Source organism: Streptomyces sp. NPDC001070 (genome assembly GCF_053598835.1).
In genome coordinates this window covers 101,300-116,245 of sequence record NZ_JBSFLB010000015.1, presented here as the reverse complement: position 1 = coordinate 116,245, position 14,946 = coordinate 101,300, and the positions used below count along the sequence as shown (strand labels likewise).

Here is a 14,946-nt window from a genome sequence, read left to right as displayed (position 1 = left end):
CGGGGCGCCCGCTCAGGCCGCCCGCGTGCGGAGCCACTCCAGCGCGCCCGGCACGTCCGGGGCGACGGGCACGCCGGCAGGGACGGGTGGGCGCTCCACGACCACCACGGGCAGGCCCAGTTCGCGGGCGGCCGTGAGCTTGGGCGCGGTGGCGGCGCCGCCGCTGTCCTTGGTGACGACGACGTCGATGCCGTGCCGCCGCATCAGCTCCCGCTCCCCGTCCAGCGTGAAGGGGCCCCGGTCCAGCAGTACGTCCATCCGCGGTGGCTGCGGCGGCTCCGGGGCGTCGACGCTGCGCACCAGGAACCAGCAGTCCGTGACCCCCGCGAAGGAGGCCAGCCCCATGCGGCCCGTGGTGAGGAAGACCCGTCGCCCCAGGGCGGGCAGCACCCGCGCGGCCTCCGCCAGCGAGGCCACCGGCCGCCAGCGGTCGCCGGGCCCGGCGACCCAGCCGGGACGGCGCAGCGCCAGCAGGGGAACATCGAAGGCCGAGGCCGCCTCGGCCGCGTTGAACGAGATCGTCCCGGCGAAAGGATGGGTGGCGTCGATGACCGCGTCGACCGCGTGCTCCCGCAGCCACGCCGCGAGCCCCGCGGGGCCGCCGAAGCCACCGGTGCGCACCTCGCCGGGCGGCAGCCGCGGCCGCTCCACGCGCCCCGCGAGCGAGCTGGTGACCCGCCACGCGGCCGGGTCGGCGGCCAGCGCCTCCGCGAGGCGGCGGCCCTCGGTGGTGCCGCCGAGGACGAGGACGTGCTGCTGTCTGCCGGTCACCTCCGCACCCTACGGCGCGCCGTGAGCGGCGGCCGGAGCGCCCAGCTGGAACGGGCCGGGCTGCGGCACGGCTGGACCACCGGCGCCTGCGCGACGGCGGCGGCCACCGCCGCGTACACCGCCCTGCTGGGCGGCGAGTTCCCCGACCCGGTGACGATCACCCTGCCCAAGGGGCAGCGGCCCGCCTTCGCCCTCGCGGTGGAGGAGCGCGGCGAGGGCTGGGCCACGGCGGGCGTCGTGAAGGACGCGGGCGACGACCCGGACGTCACCCACGGCGCGCTCGTACGTGCGACCGTGCGCCACGGCGCCCCCGGCAGCGGGGTCGTCTTCCGCGCCGGCCCCGGCGTCGGCACGGTCACCCGGCCCGGCCTCCCGCTGGCCGTCGGCGAGCCCGCCGTCAACCCCGTCCCCCGCACGATGATGCGCGACCACGTCGCGCAGGTCGCGGCCCGGCGCGGCGCCGCGGGCGACGTCGAGATCACCGTCTCCATCGACAACGGCGAGGAGCTTGCCCGCAGTACGTGGAACCCGCGCCTGGGCATCCTGGGCGGCCTGTCGGTGCTGGGCACCACCGGGATCGTCGTGCCGTACTCCTGCTCGGCATGGATCGACAGCATCCGGCGCGGCGTGGACGTCGCGCGGGCGGCCGGGCGCACACACGTCGCGGGCTGCACGGGGTCGACCTCGGAGAAGGTCGCGGTCGCCGTGCACGGCCTGCCCGAGGACGCGCTGCTGGACATGGGGGACTTCGCGGGCGCCGTGCTGAAGTACCTGCGCCGCCACCCCGTGCCGCGGCTCACGATCGCCGGCGGCTTCGCCAAGTTGTCCAAGCTGGCCGCCGGCCACCTGGACCTGCACTCCTCCCGCTCCCAGGTCGACAAGGGCCTCCTCGCCGACCTGGCCCGCCGGGGCGGCGCCGACGAGGCCCTCGCCGAGGCCGTCGCCGCCGCCAACACCGGCCTGGAGGCGATCCAGTTGTGCCTCGCCCGGGGCGTCCCGCTCGGCGACCTCGTCGCCGAGGCCGCCCGCCGCACCGCCGCGGGCGTCCTGCGCGAGGCCCCCGTCACGGTCGACGTCATCTGCATCGACCGCGCCGGCACGATCGTGGGCCGGGCCGGCTGACCCGCCGCGCGGGGCCGGGAGCGTCGCTAGACTCGACGCATGAGAGCCGCGGGAACGTTTGACGTCAAGGCATTCGTGCCGACCGAGCTCGTGCCGGAGCCGGCCGTGACCACCGGGACGCCGGTCGGGGTCGCCACGATCGACAAGCACTTCGAGGGCGAGGTCGCCGGCCGCTCCTCGACCCTCTTCACCGCCGCGTACGACCAGGCGACCGGCGTCGGCACCTATGTGGCCATGGAGTCCTTCGAGGGCTCGCTGAACGGCCGCGAGGGCACCTTCAACTTCGCCCACTCGGCGACGACCTCCGGCAGCGACCGCACCGCCGAGTTCTTCGTCATCGTCCCCACCAGCGGCACCGGTGAACTGGCCGGCGTCACCGGCACGGGCGGCCTCGCGCTCGACGAGGACGGCACCCACCGGATCTGGTTCGACTACGACCTCGGCTGAGGCCCGGGCGCGACGGCAGTGCCGGTGGTGCCGTTAGTGGTTCGGCTGTCCCACCGTCTCGCGCCCGCCCACCGGCGCCACCGCCCCACAACACCCGCGACCGGGTGCACCTAGGAGGAGGCGCCGCAGTCCGTCGCGTGCCGGTGGACGCGCTCCGCCGAGTACAGGTGGCTGTCGCGGAACTGCTGCGCGCCCAGGGTGCGCCCGACGATGATCACCGCGGTGCGGACCACCCCGGCCTCCTTCACCTGCTCCGCGATGTCGCCCAGCGTCCCGCGCAGCACCAGCTCGTCCGGGCGGGAGGCCATCGCCACCACCGCGGCCGGGCAGTCCGTGCCGTAGTGCGGGGTGAGTTCGGCCACCACGCGCTCCACGTAGCGGGCCGCCAGGTGCAGCACGATCAGCGCGCCGCTGCGGCCGAGCGTCGCCAGGTCCTCCCCCTCCGGCATGGGCGTGGCCTGCTGCGCGATCCGGGTGAGGATGACCGTCTGCCCGACCGTCGGCACGGTCAGCTCCCGCTTCAGCGCCGCGGCGGCCGCCGCGAAGGCGGGGACGCCGGGAACGACCTCGTACGGGACGCCGGCCGCGTCCAGGCGGCGCATCTGCTCGGCGACGGCGCTGAAGACGGAGGGGTCGCCCGAGTGGAGCCGGGCCACGTCGTGGCCCTCGGCGTGGGCCCGGACCAGCTCCTCGGTGATCTGGTCGAGCGTCAGCTGCGCGGTGTCGACGAGCCGGGCGTCCGGCGGGCACTCGGCGAGGAGTTCACGGGGGACGAGGCTCCCCGCGTACAGGCAGACCCGGCTGCGGGCCAGGACCCGCTGGCCGCGCAGGGTGATCAGGTCGGCGGCGCCGGGTCCCGCGCCGATGAAGTGGACGGTCATGGCTGGGCTCCCACGGGTTTGACGGCGGACCACTGGGTGACGGGCATGGCCTGGCGCCAGCCCGTGAAGCCGCCGACCGGGGCGGCGTGCGCGACGGCGAGCCGGACGAGTTCGCCCCCGTGCCGTGCGTACCACTGGGCGAGCAGGGCCTCGGACTCCAGCGTGACGGTGTTGGCGACCAGGCGCCCGCCCGGCCGCAGGGCCGTCCAGCATGCCTCCAGGAGCCCGGGGGCGGTGAGGCCGCCGCCGACGAAGACGGCGTCCGGGACGGGCAGTCCGTCCAGCGCCGCCGGGGCGGCGCCGGTCACGACCCGTAGTGCCGGGACGCCGAGCGTGGCCGCGTTGCGTGTGATGCGTTCCGCCCGGACGGGGTCCCGCTCGACGGTGACCGCCCGGCAGGCGCGGTGCGCCCGCATCCATTCGACGGCGATCGAGCCCGAGCCGCCGCCGACGTCCCACAGCAGTTCGCCGGGGGCGGGCGCGAGCGCGGCCAGGGTCGCCGCCCGCACATGGCGCTTGGTGAGCTGCCCGTCGTGCTCGTACGCGGCGTCCGGCAGTCCCGGGACGAGCCCCAGCCGCGGCGCGGACGGCGCCGCGGCGCACTCCACCGCGACGACGTTCAGCGGGTCGCCGGGCGGATGCGGCCAGTCCCGCGCCGTACCGTCCAGGATCCGTTCCCGCGTCGAGCCCAGCTGCTCCAGTACGCGCAACCGGCTGGCGCCGAAGCCCCGTTCGCACAGCAGCCCGGCCACCTCGGCCGGGGTGCCGGCACCCCGGCTCAGCACCAGAACCCTGCGCCCGTCGTGCAGCGCGGCGGCCAGCGCGGGCAGCGGCGGCCCCACCAGGCTCACCACCTCGGTGTCCTCCACCGCCCAGCCGAGCCGCGCGCACGCGTACGACACCGACGAGGGATGCGGCAGCACCCGCAGGCGGTCCGCCCCCAGTTCCTCGGTGAGGGTGCGCCCGATGCCGTGGAACATGGGATCGCCGCTGGCCAGCACCGCGATCCGCCGCCCGGCGTGGGCGGCCGGCAGCCCCGGCACCGCCGGGCGCAACGGCGACGGCCAGGCGACCCGTTCGGCGGTCACCTCCGGCGGCAGCAACTCCAGCTGCCGCGGCCCTCCGATGACGACCTCGACCCCGCAGAGCGCCTCCCGCGACGCCGCGGGAAGCCCCGCCCAGCCGTCGGCACCGATGCCGACGACGACCACGGGGGCGGACGCGTCGTCCATCACGGGCACCTCGGAAGTCGGCGGGAACGGTCGGACACAGCAGCCGCACTCTACGTGAAGTGCCAGGTGGGCCCCGGGCCCGGGCCTCCGCGGCCGGGTGCAGCTCACGGACGGGCCGACAGTGCTGTCCGTGGCGCCCGCGCCGAGGCCGTACGTACGGCGGATCCACGACGGCGAGCCGGTCAGCGCCCTGTTCCACCCGGCCTGAGAGCCGGCCCGGTCAGTCGTCCCCGCGCGCCGCGTCGGAGTCCGCCGCGGCTGCCGCGCTCTCCGCGTCGTCGACGATGCGGGCGAGGTCGGAGGGGGCCGGGGCGTCACCCGCGGGCGCCGTGGCCGGAGCGGTCGGGGCCGAGGCGGAACCGCCGGACGGGCCGCAGGCGGTGAGCAGTCCCGCGCAGGCCGCCGCGGCCACGGCCAGTGCCGCCAGGCGGCGGGTCACGAGGCGGCGCCGTTGTCGTGGGAGGCGCACCAGCTGCGGACCCGCACGAGGTCGGTGCGGCGCTGCTCCAGGGTCGGTACGAGGGACTTGCGGAAGGTCAGCCGGTCGTTGAGGTAGGTCTCGATCTCGGCGTGCCCGGCGGCCTTGGCGTTGGCGACCCGCTTCTCCAGCCGCTCGATCGAACCCCGGCGTGTGACCGGCCCGTTGAGCCGCTTCAGGGCCCGGTCGATGCGTGCGTCGATCTTGCCGGCGCGCTTGCACAGGGCCTTGGCGCCGTCCCCGGTGGGGGTGGCGGCCGGGGCCGGGGTGCCGCCGCTGTCGGCGGTGGCCGGGCCGGCGAGGCCCAGCAGGGTGACGACGGTGGCCAGGGCCACGACGGTGGTGCGGCGTCGCATGACGTCCTCCTTCGGATCGGAAGCGCGGAGCGCCTTCGGCACGGAAGTTAGGGAGCGTCTTTGTGGAAACCTTGTGGCTCCCAGGCACGCCCGGACAGCCAGTCGCGGCGCGGCAGCGGAAGGGTCGGCTCGCTGTCGCGGACTCCGCTCGGCGGGAGGCGTATCTCGAAGCGGGTGCCGGGCGCGCCGTCCGGCCGATCCAGGACGGTGATCGTCCCCCGGTGCAGCGCGATCTGCTGGGCGACCAGGGTGAGCCCGAGGCCGGAGCCGGGGCTGTCCGGCCGGCGGTGGAACCGGGCGAAGACCGCCGCCCGGGCCTCGGGCGGGATACCGGGACCGTGGTCGTCGACGGTGAGGACGACGGCCGGGGCGCGGTCGTCTCGGCCGCGCCGCAGGGTGACCTCGACCGTGGGCGGACCGCCCGGAGTGCGGCCGTGGACCGCCGCGTTGGTCAGCAGGTTGTCGGTCGCCGAGCGCAGTCCCTGCTCCCAGCCGTGGACGAGGAGACCGGGCGCGGTGGTCACCCGGACCCGGGCCTCGGGATGGCGGCGGCGCAGGTCGGCGGCGGAGGCGTCGACGAGTTCGGCCGCGTCGACCGGGCCGAAGGCGTCCTCCTCGACCAGATCCCCCTGGGCGAGGGCGCGCAGCATCACCAGCAGGCCCAGAACGCGGGCGTGTTCGGCGCGCAGGTCGCCCACCACCTCGCGGCGCTCGGCGTCCGGCAGGTCCGGGTGGCCGGCGAGGATGTCGAGGTTGGTGCCCATGCTCATCAGCGGGTTGCGCAGCTCGTGGGAGGCGACGGCGGCGAACGAGCGGGCGGTGGCGAGCGCCTCGCCGGTCCGGTAGGCCTGCTCGTCGTAGCGGGCGAGCACGGTCTGCAGCGTGCGCGCCAGGTCGTCGACCTCGGTGATCCGGGCCGGGACGTGGTCCAGCCGTACGGCGCTGACGCGCGGATCGAGGCCGCTCGCCCGCTGCTGGAGCCGCCGCAGCGGACGCACCGCGCGGCCCGCCGCCGCCCAGGCCAGCAGTCCGGACAGGGGCGCGGCCAGCAGCGCCACGGTCACCACGCGGCGGCGCACCTGGCGCAGCTGGTTCTCGGTGGCGGCGTCCGGCGAGAACAGCCACAGGGTGCCCCGGACGCCCTTGCGGGCGCCGTTCACCGGCACCGACAGCACACGCCAGCGGGTGCCGCCGGCCCGGATCGTGACCGGGGAGGGCGCACGGGCGGGCAGCGTCACGGACGGGTCCGGCTGCGGGCCGCCCGACACCGTGCCCTCGGGACCGGCCAGCCGGATGCCCACGTCCAGCGCGGAGCTGAACAGCCTGCGCGTACGGGCCTGTTCCGCCGCGGGGCGGTCCGCGGCTGTGGCCCGCAGCAGGGCCTGGGCGTCCCCCGCGACGGCCGTGGCGCGGTCCCGCAGATGGGCGTCCTGCTGGGCGTGCAGGTCGGCGGCGACCAGCCGGATCAGCAACGCGCCGGAGGCGAGGACGAGCAGCGGGACGACCACGCCCACGGCCAGCGCGAGCCGCGTGGACAGCCTCATGAGCGCTCGCTCCGGGCGTCCCGGTCGTCCCGCAGGACGAAGCCGACGCCGCGCACCGTGTGCAGGATCCGCGCCCGGCCGCCGGTCTCCATCTTGCGCCGCAGATAGCTGACGAAGGTGTCCACGGCGTCGGTGCGCACGTCGAAGTCGTAACCCCAGACCCGGTCCAGCAGCTGGTCGCGGGTGAGGACCAGCCCGGCGTTGCGCGCGAAGACCTCCAGCAGCTCGAACTCCCGCCGGGTCAGCGTCAGCGGCTCCCCGTCCAGCCGGGCCTCCCGCGTCGCCGGGTCGACCAGCAGCCCCCCGGCGCGCACCCGCCCGCCCGCGGCGGGGGGACGGCGGCGCAGCAGCGCACGCAGCCGCAGCACCAGTTCCTGCAGCGCGAACGGCTTGACCAGGTAGTCGTCCCCGCCCGCCTGGAGCCCGGCGACCCGGTCGGCCGCCTCGTCCAGGGCGGAGAGCATCAGCACGGGAACGTCGTTCTCCTCCTCGCGCAGCGCGCGGCACACCTCGATCCCGCTCAGGTCGGGCATGGAGATGTCGAGGACCACCACGTCGGGTGCCCCGTCCCGTACGGCGGCGAGCGCGGCCCTGCCGCCGTCGGCCAGGCTCACCGAGAAGCCGTCCAGTCGCAGCCCCCGTTCCAGGGAGCGGCGTATGGCGGCGTCGTCGTCGGCGACCAGGACCCGGCCGCCCGTGTGCGCATCGGTTCTCACGGCGGCGATGGTAAGCGCAACGGCTTGATCACCAAGAGGCCCCGGTCGGTGGCGCGGTTCCCTGGCCCGGTTGCGGTGCGGCGCGACGGCGGACGGCAACGGGGGGGGGTGGGCATGCGGCGCGGAACGGGCCGGGGGGACGCGGTGCTGATCGCGGCGGTGACCGCGGCGCAGGTGTCGGCGGAAGTGCCGACGGGCCGCGGCCCGCGCGCACGCGCCCTCACGCACCCTCAGATGTCCAGCCGGTACGGCAGGAGGCACACGACGGCGTCGGTCCTGGCGCGCAGGATCGTGGCGAGGAGGACGCCGCGCTGGTTCTGCAGGATGCGGTAGCGGGCGTGGCGCGGCTGGACCTCGGGGATGAGGACGGCGATCTGCCGGCCGTCCTCGGACATGCGGCGCACGTAGGAGAGGATCGGCAGCACCAGCGAGCGGTGCGGGCTCTCGATGACGTCGAGGCGGACGCCGGGCTGCCAGCGGTCCCAGGTGTCGAGCAGGTCCCGCGCCTTGGCGGGGTCGGGTTCAACGGTGACCGCCACGACCTCGTCGCCGAGGGCGATGGCGGCGGTGAGCGCGTGCCTGGCGAGCCTGCTGACCCCGCCGAGGGGGACGATGACCAGGCTGTTCGTGCGGCGCGGCCGGTCGGGGACGGTGCCCAGCCCGAGTTCCCTGCCGACCTCCGCGTAGTAGTGCTCGATGCGGGAGAAGAGCAGCATCAGCAGCGGCACCACGACGACGACCACCCAGGCGCCCTCGGTGAACTTCGTGGTCACCAGGATCACCCCGGCCGTCGCGGTCAGCAGAGCGCCCAGCCCGTTGAGCGCGGCGCGCGGCACCCAGCGGCGCGGGCGCATGCCCGCCCAGTGCCGGACGAGGCCGGTCTGGCTGATGGTGAAGCCGGTGAACACCCCGATGGCGTACAGCGGGATGAGCCGCTGCGTCTGCGCGTCGACGGCGACGAGCAGCAGCGCGGCCACCACCGCCAGGGCGACCACGCCGTAGCGGTAGACGGGCCGTTCGGCGCGCAGCCCGAACACGTGGGGCAGCCGGTTGTCGCGGGCGAGCAGGCTCATCAGGACCGGCAGGCCGCCGAAGCTGGTGTTCGCGGCCAGGCCGAGGACGAGGGTGACCACGAGATTGGTCGTGTAGTACGCCCATCCCGTACCGAAGGAGCCCGCGGTCAGCTGGGCGAGCACCGTCACGCCGCCGCGCGGCGCCACCTCGTCGCGCCGGATCAGGAAGGCCAGCCCGACCAGCATCAGGCCCAGCAGCGCGCCGAGCATCAGTTCCGTGCGCTGGGCGCGCCGCACCTTGGGCGGCCGGAAGGACGGCACCGCGTTGGCGATCGCCTCCACCCCGGTCAGTGCGGAGCAGCCGGAGGAGAACGCCTTCAGGAGCAGCAGCACGCTGAGCGCCTCGGTGGCGTGGACGGGCTGCGGGCTGCCGACGACGGCGGCGGGGTGGGCGCGCAGCAGGCCGACGACGACGATCCCGCCGATGCACAGGACGAAGAGCACCGCGGGCAGCATCAGCACCCGCGCGCTGTCGGCGACGCCCCGCAGGTTCACCACGGTGAGCAGGGCGAGCCCCCCGAGGCAGATCTCCAGAAGGTACGGGCTGAGGGACGGGAACGCCGAGGCGAGGCTGGCGGCGCCGGCGGCCAGGCTCACGGCGACGGTGAGCACGTAGTCGACGACCAGGCTGGCCGCCGCCAGCAGGCTCACCCGCAGCCCGAGGTCCTTCCCGGCCACCGCGTAGGAGCCGCCGCCGTCCGGGTGCACGGCGATGACCTGGCCGTACGAGATCACCAGGACCACCAGCAGGCCGGCGATGACCAGCATGATCGGCAGCGTGGCGGACAGCGCCGCGGTCCCGGCGGCGAGCAGGACGAGCACGATGGCCTCGGGCCCGTACGCCACCGAGCTCAGGGCGTCCAGTGACAGCGCGGCGAGCCCCTGAACGCTGGTCAGCAGCGAGCGCTCCCCCTCGCCGTGCCGCAGCGGCACCCTCGGCCGCACCTGGCGGCGCGCCAGCCCGAAGGTCATCGCCCGCCCGCCGGCTGCGTGTGGCACATGGCTGGTCTCCTCCGCCGGCGGGCTCTCCCGTCAGCCTCCGGCGGCGGCGTCCGCCGCGCAGCGCGGGGCGGCCGATCGGGTGAGCCGTCAGTCGGGCCGGGCCAGGAACTCCACGACGGCGAGGACGAAGACGACGGCGAGCGCCAGCCCGAGGACGACCCAGCCGGTCGGGTAGGACCAGAAGGCGAGTGTCACGGCGGCGGCCGCGATGACGATCCATCCGACGAGGATCTTGTGGCGGACGAGCCACGGCCCGACCGGCCCGGTCCGCAGGCCGACCCGGTGCGCCGCGTCGCCCGCCCCGCCCAGCACGGACTCCCACACCCCGCGCGCCCGGACGGCGTGGCGGCCGGGCCCGCTCAGCCAGGCGCCCAGCGCGACGATGACGCCGAGCACGAAGACGGCGCGGACGGTCTTGCGCAGGAAGCGGATCAGGGTGTCGTAGACCGTCCCGGCGGCCTGCTGGCTGACGCTCGCGGGCAGCGCGTCGAGGTAGATCGCCCGGAAGATCGTCAGGCCCGCGCCGAGTACGAGGGCGGCCGCGGCGAAGCCCAGCGCGGCGGCGACCAGGGCCCGCCGGCGGCGGACCGCGAGCAGCACGCCCGCGGCCGCGAGGACGACGGTGACGACCGGCAGCCAGAAGCCGACGAGCTGCAGGAGCCGGAAGGCGGTCCTGATCTTCCCGACCTTGTCGGAGCGCACGACGGTGAAGTCGGTGTGGATCTCGGGGATCTTCGCCGCGATGGTCAGGCCCGCGTCGACCAGCCGCTGTTTGACCCGGTCGATGATCGGGGCGAGGTCGATGGCCACGGTGTCGTTGGTGAGCTTGACCGCGCCGCCTCCCTGCCCGGTCAGCGCCTTGTCCAGCGAGGCGTGAATCCCGCGGTTGGCGTCGGTCCACACCTTCTCGAAGGCGTCGCTCTGGACGACCTTCTCCGCCGTGGAGTGCACCAGGCTCTCGATGCCGCTGGTCAGCGGGCCGGAGAGGCGGTTGAGCAGCTGGTCGAGCCGGGGGCGGTCCTGCGGGGCGAACTCGTCGAGGAGGCGCTTGAGGTCGATCTGCTGCATCACCACGGAGGTGATGCGGTTGGCGGCGGCGTTCTGCACGGCCGGGTCGCTCGCCAGGGGCGCCACGGTGGCGACATAGCGGTCGGTGTCGCCGACCTCGGAGTTCACCCAGACGGCCAGCGCGCTCAACGGGACGAAGACGCAGGCCACGACGATGAACAGGGCCGAGAAGAAGGCCCGCACGGGCCGTCGCCGGTGAGGCGGCGGGGGCTGCGCCCCGGCGCCCGCGGGCGCGGTCTCCCGCGCCTCCAGTGCCGACAGCCGGGCGCGCAGTTCGGCCAGATCGTCACGCCCTTCGGGCGTTGCGTCCGCCATGCCACCGCCGCCTCTCCTTCACCACGCGACACGGCAATTTAATCCGTATTGTGATTGATGTGCCATTTGAGGCGCGTGTACCTGTGGAGGCAGAGAATGACGAGGCCGTACCGGGGCCGGGCGGTGTGCGCGGCGGTCGTTGTGTGCGCCACCGCGTTCGCCGCGAGCGCCTGCTCGGACAACGACGGCACCCCCGCCGAGAAGGCGTCGAAGGCGGCGTCCGCCGCGTCCTCGCTGGTGTCCAAGGGCGGGGAGGCCGTCGCGTCGGCGACCGCGGCCGCCCAGTCCGAGCTGGCGAAGATCAAGAACGGCGTCAACGCCAAGTCCGACGTCGGGCTGGGCCCCGTCACGATCGAGGGGGACAAGGCCACCGCCGAGGTCACCGCCACCAACAGCGGGGACAAGCAGGCCACGTACACCGTCGAGGTGAGCTTCCGCGACTCCAGCGGGAACCTCCTGGACGCCGTCGTGGTCAACGTCACCGACGTGGCGCCGAAGACGTCCGGCAAGACCACGGCCCGCAGCAATCGCGATCTGACGGGCACGGTCAAGGCGCAGGTGGACGCGGCGCTGCGGCACTGAGACACCATCACCGCGAGGAGGCAGCCATGGCAGCCACCGGCACGTCACCCAGGACCGGGAACCACCGCAACGGGTGGGCTTACGGGGGCGTCACCTTCGCCGGCGTCCTGTTGCTCGTCGACGGCGTCCTGGCCATCTTCCAGGGCATCTCGGGGATCGCCGCGGACAACGTGTACGCGCGCGTCGGCAATTACGTCTACAGGTTCAGCCTGACCGGGTGGGGATGGATCCACCTGATCCTCGGCGTGCTCCTCGTCATCACGGGTACGGGACTGCTCAGCGGCGCCGCGCTCTGGTCACGGATCATGGGTGTCGTCCTGGCGGGCCTGGGCATCGTCGTGAACTTCCTGTACCTGCCCTACCTGCCGTTCTGGTCGATCGTCCTCATCGCGCTCGACGTCTTCATCATCTGGGCGCTCGCCCACTACAAGCCGGAGCGCTCACCGGCCGCCTGACCGCCGCCCGCCCGGCCCTCCCCGGGCGGGACCGGCTCGGTCCCGCCGCCGTCCCCGCCGTCCCCGCCGTCCCTGGGCTGACCGCCGTGCATCACCGCACCGACGGTGATGCACACGGTCGCCACGACGCACAGTGCGATCAGTCCGGACAGCAGCGTGAACACCGAGCCCAGCGAGCCGTACGCCTGCAGGCTGCGGTTCAGCGCCTTCGGCACGTACAGCGGCGCGGCGAACACCGCCGCCTCCAGGATCACCGCCGTGAGCAGCGCGCCGGGCAGCAGCGCCATCCAGCCGATCCGGCTGCCCAGCAGCAGGTGCTGGGTCCACCACCAGATACCCACCGCGCACACCAGGGACAGCGGGACGCCGAACCAGCGGCCCAGGCCGAAGCCCTCCCGCAGCGGCCCCTGGAGCGCCAGGTAGACCAGCGCCGCGCACACCCAGGCGAACCAGCGCCAGACCGCGATCCGCACCCCCGACTTCGGCATGCGCCAGGCGCGTTCGCACACCCTCTGCATCGCCCGGCTGCACGCGGTCGCGGACAGCAGCGCCATCAGGGTGCCCACCACGCCCACCGTCTGCCGCAGGTTCCCCGGATCGGAGTCGTACACCGACCGCAGCTGCTCCCGGGAAGGACCGGTCAGGCCCAGCACCCGCACCAGCGAGTCGAGCAACTCCTTGCGCACGCTCTCCGGCGCGAAGGACGCGATGACGAACAGCAGCGGCACCGCGGTCAGGAAGACCTGCGCCGCCAACCGGGTGGCGGCGTCCAGCACATTGACGGTGAGCAGCCGGGCGGCGAGCAGGCTGATGATCGGGAACCGCCGCTCCGCCTCGGTCCGCAGGACACGCGCCCGCGCCGGCAGGTCCGCGAACCGCGCACGGAGCCCCTCGGGAATCCTGATCCGTGGCCGCCCTTTCACAGTCCGACTATTTTTCAGCCCGCCGGGCCCCGCAACCGGGCCTCGGAGCACCGATGGGTTTCCGCGACGCCGTCGTTCCACCTCCGCTGGCAGTCACCAGCGGGGGCACTCCCCGGGGGACGGAGGCGGACATGACCGGGATCCCGGACGGCCGGACGGCGATCGTCCACGGCGGGGGCGGCGGCATCGGGGGGCCCGGCCCCGTCAACGGTGCGGCCCTGACCGCCCGCGCCCGGAAGGAACCGGGCCTGCCCAAGGACCGGGTCAGCGCCCTGGGCTACTGGCGGGCGGACGCGTGAGGCGAGCGCTCAGCCCCGCTCCGCGCGCCACCGCGCGACGACGTCCTCCACGTCGTACGGCACGAGGTTGAGCGGCGGGCCGTCCATGGGGGTGCGGATCCCCGTGCGGATCTTGTCGTTGACCTCCTCGACCATGCGCCGCACCTCGCGTTCGGAGGGGGCGCGGGAGGCGGCCTCCATCGCGTCCTCCACCTCCTTGCGCAGCACGAGGCTCGCCGGAAGGTGGGACAGCCCCTCGCGTGCCAGCTTCTCCCGGATCCACCACAGCTCGTCGTACGGCCGGTCCATGGAGGCCAGCGGTTTGCCGGCGCCGGGCAGGTTGTCGAAGGCGCCGCGCTCCGTCGCCTCCCGGATCTGCTTGTCGACCCAGGACTCGAAGGGTACGCCCGGTGGCTTGCGCTCCGTCATGCCACCGATTCTCCCTCCCCCGGGACCCGGCCGACAGGCCGGGGACGGGCGCGGGGCCCGCCGCGCATCCCGGAGAGCTCCTGCCGCAACGCGTCACGCTCCGACAGGATGCGGTGCGCCCACAGCAGCACCCGCTCGCCCTCCGGGGTCAGCCCCTCAAAGCGGCGGCCGCGCCGCACGATCGGCACGTCCGGCTCCCGCTCCAGCTCGCGGATCCCGGCCGACAGCGAGGGCTGCGACACGAAGCAGGCGTCAGCGGCGCGGGCGAAGTGCCGCTCCCTGGCGAGGGCGACCAGATACTCCAGTTGGCGAGGCAGCATGGCTCACGGTCGCACACACGGTGCCGCCGCGTTACTCCCCGGCGGGCGCCCAGCCCTGGTCGCGCAGGACCGCGGCGACGTCCGGGGCGCGGTAGTTCTCGCCCTTGAGGACCTTCCCGTCGGCCCGCAGGGTCGGGCGGCCGTCGGGGCCGAGCTTGCTCATGTTGGCGCGGTGGATCGCGGCGATCACCTCGTCCAGGTCGATGCCGTGCACCAGCGCGGTGCCGTAGGCAACGTAGACGACATCGGCCAGCTCGTGCGCGAGGTGGTCGAGGTGACCGGCCGCGGAGGCCTCGGCGACCTCGGCCACCTCCTCGGCGAGCAGTTCCTGGCGGTGCGCGGCGTGCTCCGGCGTGATCTCGGTCGGGCGCGGGCGGACGTCGAGGCCGAAGGCCGTGTGGAACTCACGGACCAGGGCGGCGGGGGAGGGTCGCATCCCGCCGATCGTAGTGCGTGCTCAGGAGCCCCCGTCTCCGCCGGGCGGCGCCGCCGGGGCGCCGCAGCGGTCCTGCGGCAGCACCGGCTGCGGGTTGTGCGCGTCCAGCGGGGCGCCGTCGATGCGGGTGGCCGGCAGCACGCGGGCCCGCCCGGAGTCCGGGTCGATCTCCGCCCGGCTCAGGAGCACGTGGTGGCCGTCCGCCCCCGTGACGGCGATGCGGAAGCGCAACCTGTCCTTGCGGCGGACCGGGTCGAAGGCAGGACCGGCCGAGCGCAGCACCTCGTGCGGCAACGACCCCTCGAAGCGGTGGTGCTGCACGCCGCTGGTCTGGCACTCGCAGCTCACCCGGACCCGGTGCTGGGGCCGGGCCAGCAGATCGCGGACGGTCAGCGGGGCGGGACGGGCGAGATCACCGCTCGAGATGAAGCCGGCGAGCTTCGGCGGCGCGGGAACGGACACGGTCACCGGCTTCCACCTCCCGCATGACCGTACCCACCCGCGGTGGCCGCGAAAAC

Annotated in this window: 18 protein-coding genes and 1 pseudogene; 5 read left to right on the top strand and 14 right to left on the bottom strand. The window is 74.7% G+C overall.

Translation table 11 applies throughout. From position 1 onward, the window contains the following. Window positions 1–12: 12 nt before the first annotated feature. Window positions 13–771, bottom strand: a complete 759-nt coding sequence (locus ACWDAS_RS19905; protein ID WP_450392401.1) for a cobalt-precorrin-6A reductase — start codon at window positions 769–771, stop codon at window positions 13–15. Between the two features lie 21 nt (window positions 772–792). On the opposite strand from ACWDAS_RS19905, the gene ACWDAS_RS19900 reads away from it, so the two are divergent. Both ACWDAS_RS19900 and ACWDAS_RS19895 read left to right on the top strand, forming a co-directional pair. Next, window positions 793–1,893, top strand: coding sequence for a cobalt-precorrin-5B (C(1))-methyltransferase (locus tag ACWDAS_RS19900; protein WP_450392399.1), 1,101 nt, complete (start codon window positions 793–795; stop codon window positions 1,891–1,893). A gap of 39 nt (window positions 1,894–1,932) precedes the next feature. Next, window positions 1,933–2,340, top strand: a complete 408-nt coding sequence (locus ACWDAS_RS19895) for a DUF3224 domain-containing protein (RefSeq protein WP_450392398.1) — start codon at window positions 1,933–1,935, stop codon at window positions 2,338–2,340. A 110-nt stretch (window positions 2,341–2,450) separates the two neighbouring features. Here ACWDAS_RS19895 and cobM read toward each other — a convergent pair whose 3' ends face one another. The 8 genes from cobM to ACWDAS_RS19855 form a co-directional block, all read right to left on the bottom strand. Continuing rightward, entirely contained in the window at window positions 2,451–3,221 is a 771-nt protein-coding gene (gene cobM / locus ACWDAS_RS19890) for a precorrin-4 C(11)-methyltransferase (RefSeq protein WP_450392395.1), read from the bottom strand. Next, complete coding sequence (gene cbiE, locus ACWDAS_RS19885; RefSeq protein WP_450392393.1) at window positions 3,218–4,453, bottom strand: precorrin-6y C5,15-methyltransferase (decarboxylating) subunit CbiE; 1,236 nt, start codon at window positions 4,451–4,453, stop codon at window positions 3,218–3,220. Before cbiE ends, cobM begins: the two co-directional genes overlap by 4 nt. 220 nt (window positions 4,454–4,673) lie before the next feature. Beyond that, window positions 4,674–4,892 carry a hypothetical protein gene (locus ACWDAS_RS19880; RefSeq protein WP_450392391.1) on the bottom strand — a complete coding sequence of 73 codons (219 nt, stop codon included), beginning with the start codon at window positions 4,890–4,892 and terminating at the stop codon, window positions 4,674–4,676. Beyond that, a complete protein-coding gene (locus ACWDAS_RS19875) occupies window positions 4,889–5,287 on the bottom strand; it encodes a hypothetical protein (RefSeq protein ID WP_450392388.1) in 399 nt (132 codons plus the stop codon). Before ACWDAS_RS19875 ends, ACWDAS_RS19880 begins: the two co-directional genes overlap by 4 nt. 47 nt (window positions 5,288–5,334) lie before the next feature. After that, complete coding sequence (locus tag ACWDAS_RS19870) at window positions 5,335–6,831, bottom strand: sensor histidine kinase (RefSeq protein WP_450392386.1); 1,497 nt, start codon at window positions 6,829–6,831, stop codon at window positions 5,335–5,337. Beyond that, a complete protein-coding gene (locus ACWDAS_RS19865) occupies window positions 6,828–7,547 on the bottom strand; it encodes a response regulator transcription factor (RefSeq protein ID WP_450392383.1) in 720 nt (239 codons plus the stop codon). Before ACWDAS_RS19865 ends, ACWDAS_RS19870 begins: the two co-directional genes overlap by 4 nt. Window positions 7,548–7,777: 230 nt before the next feature. Continuing rightward, window positions 7,778–9,592, bottom strand: coding sequence for an APC family permease (locus ACWDAS_RS19860; RefSeq protein ID WP_450392578.1), 1,815 nt, complete (start codon window positions 9,590–9,592; stop codon window positions 7,778–7,780). A gap of 117 nt (window positions 9,593–9,709) precedes the next feature. Beyond that, the gene (locus ACWDAS_RS19855) at window positions 9,710–11,005 is read right to left on the bottom strand and encodes a hypothetical protein (RefSeq protein ID WP_450392380.1); all 1,296 of its coding nucleotides are present in this window, start codon (window positions 11,003–11,005) and stop codon (window positions 9,710–9,712) included. 96 nt (window positions 11,006–11,101) lie between these two features. On the opposite strand from ACWDAS_RS19855, the gene ACWDAS_RS19850 reads away from it, so the two are divergent. Both ACWDAS_RS19850 and ACWDAS_RS19845 read left to right on the top strand, forming a co-directional pair. Continuing rightward, on the top strand, window positions 11,102–11,587 hold the full coding sequence (locus ACWDAS_RS19850; protein WP_450392377.1) for a hypothetical protein: 486 nt from the start codon (window positions 11,102–11,104) through the stop codon (window positions 11,585–11,587). A gap of 26 nt (window positions 11,588–11,613) precedes the next feature. Further along, a complete protein-coding gene (locus tag ACWDAS_RS19845; protein WP_450392375.1) occupies window positions 11,614–12,042 on the top strand; it encodes a DUF7144 family membrane protein in 429 nt (142 codons plus the stop codon). On the opposite strand, the gene ACWDAS_RS19840 is transcribed toward ACWDAS_RS19845, so the two are convergent. Continuing rightward, window positions 12,012–12,965 (bottom strand): ribonuclease BN, encoded by a 954-nt coding sequence (locus ACWDAS_RS19840; protein WP_450392373.1) that lies wholly within the window; start codon window positions 12,963–12,965, stop codon window positions 12,012–12,014. The two genes, ACWDAS_RS19845 and ACWDAS_RS19840, sit on opposite strands and share 31 nt — an antisense overlap. Before the next feature lie 131 nt (window positions 12,966–13,096). Between ACWDAS_RS19840 and ACWDAS_RS19835 the strand changes: the two genes are divergently transcribed. Continuing rightward, a complete protein-coding gene (locus tag ACWDAS_RS19835; protein ID WP_450392370.1) occupies window positions 13,097–13,264 on the top strand; it encodes a hypothetical protein in 168 nt (55 codons plus the stop codon). Between the two features lie 9 nt (window positions 13,265–13,273). Here the strand turns inward: ACWDAS_RS19835 and ACWDAS_RS19830 are convergent, their stop codons facing one another. The 4 genes and pseudogenes from ACWDAS_RS19830 to ACWDAS_RS19815 form a co-directional block, all read right to left on the bottom strand. Then, entirely contained in the window at window positions 13,274–13,672 is a 399-nt protein-coding gene (locus tag ACWDAS_RS19830) for a DnaJ family domain-containing protein (protein ID WP_450392368.1), read from the bottom strand. Continuing rightward, window positions 13,672–13,992: pseudogene (locus ACWDAS_RS19825) on the bottom strand (LysR family transcriptional regulator); the annotation flags it as partial. The pseudogene ACWDAS_RS19825 and the gene ACWDAS_RS19830, both read right to left, overlap by 1 nt. A gap of 31 nt (window positions 13,993–14,023) precedes the next feature. After that, window positions 14,024–14,428 carry a pyrophosphohydrolase domain-containing protein gene (locus ACWDAS_RS19820; RefSeq protein ID WP_450392365.1) on the bottom strand — a complete coding sequence of 135 codons (405 nt, stop codon included), beginning with the start codon at window positions 14,426–14,428 and terminating at the stop codon, window positions 14,024–14,026. A 21-nt stretch (window positions 14,429–14,449) separates the two neighbouring features. Continuing rightward, window positions 14,450–14,896, bottom strand: a complete 447-nt coding sequence (locus tag ACWDAS_RS19815) for a hypothetical protein (RefSeq protein WP_450392362.1) — start codon at window positions 14,894–14,896, stop codon at window positions 14,450–14,452. Window positions 14,897–14,946 lie beyond the last annotated feature (50 nt).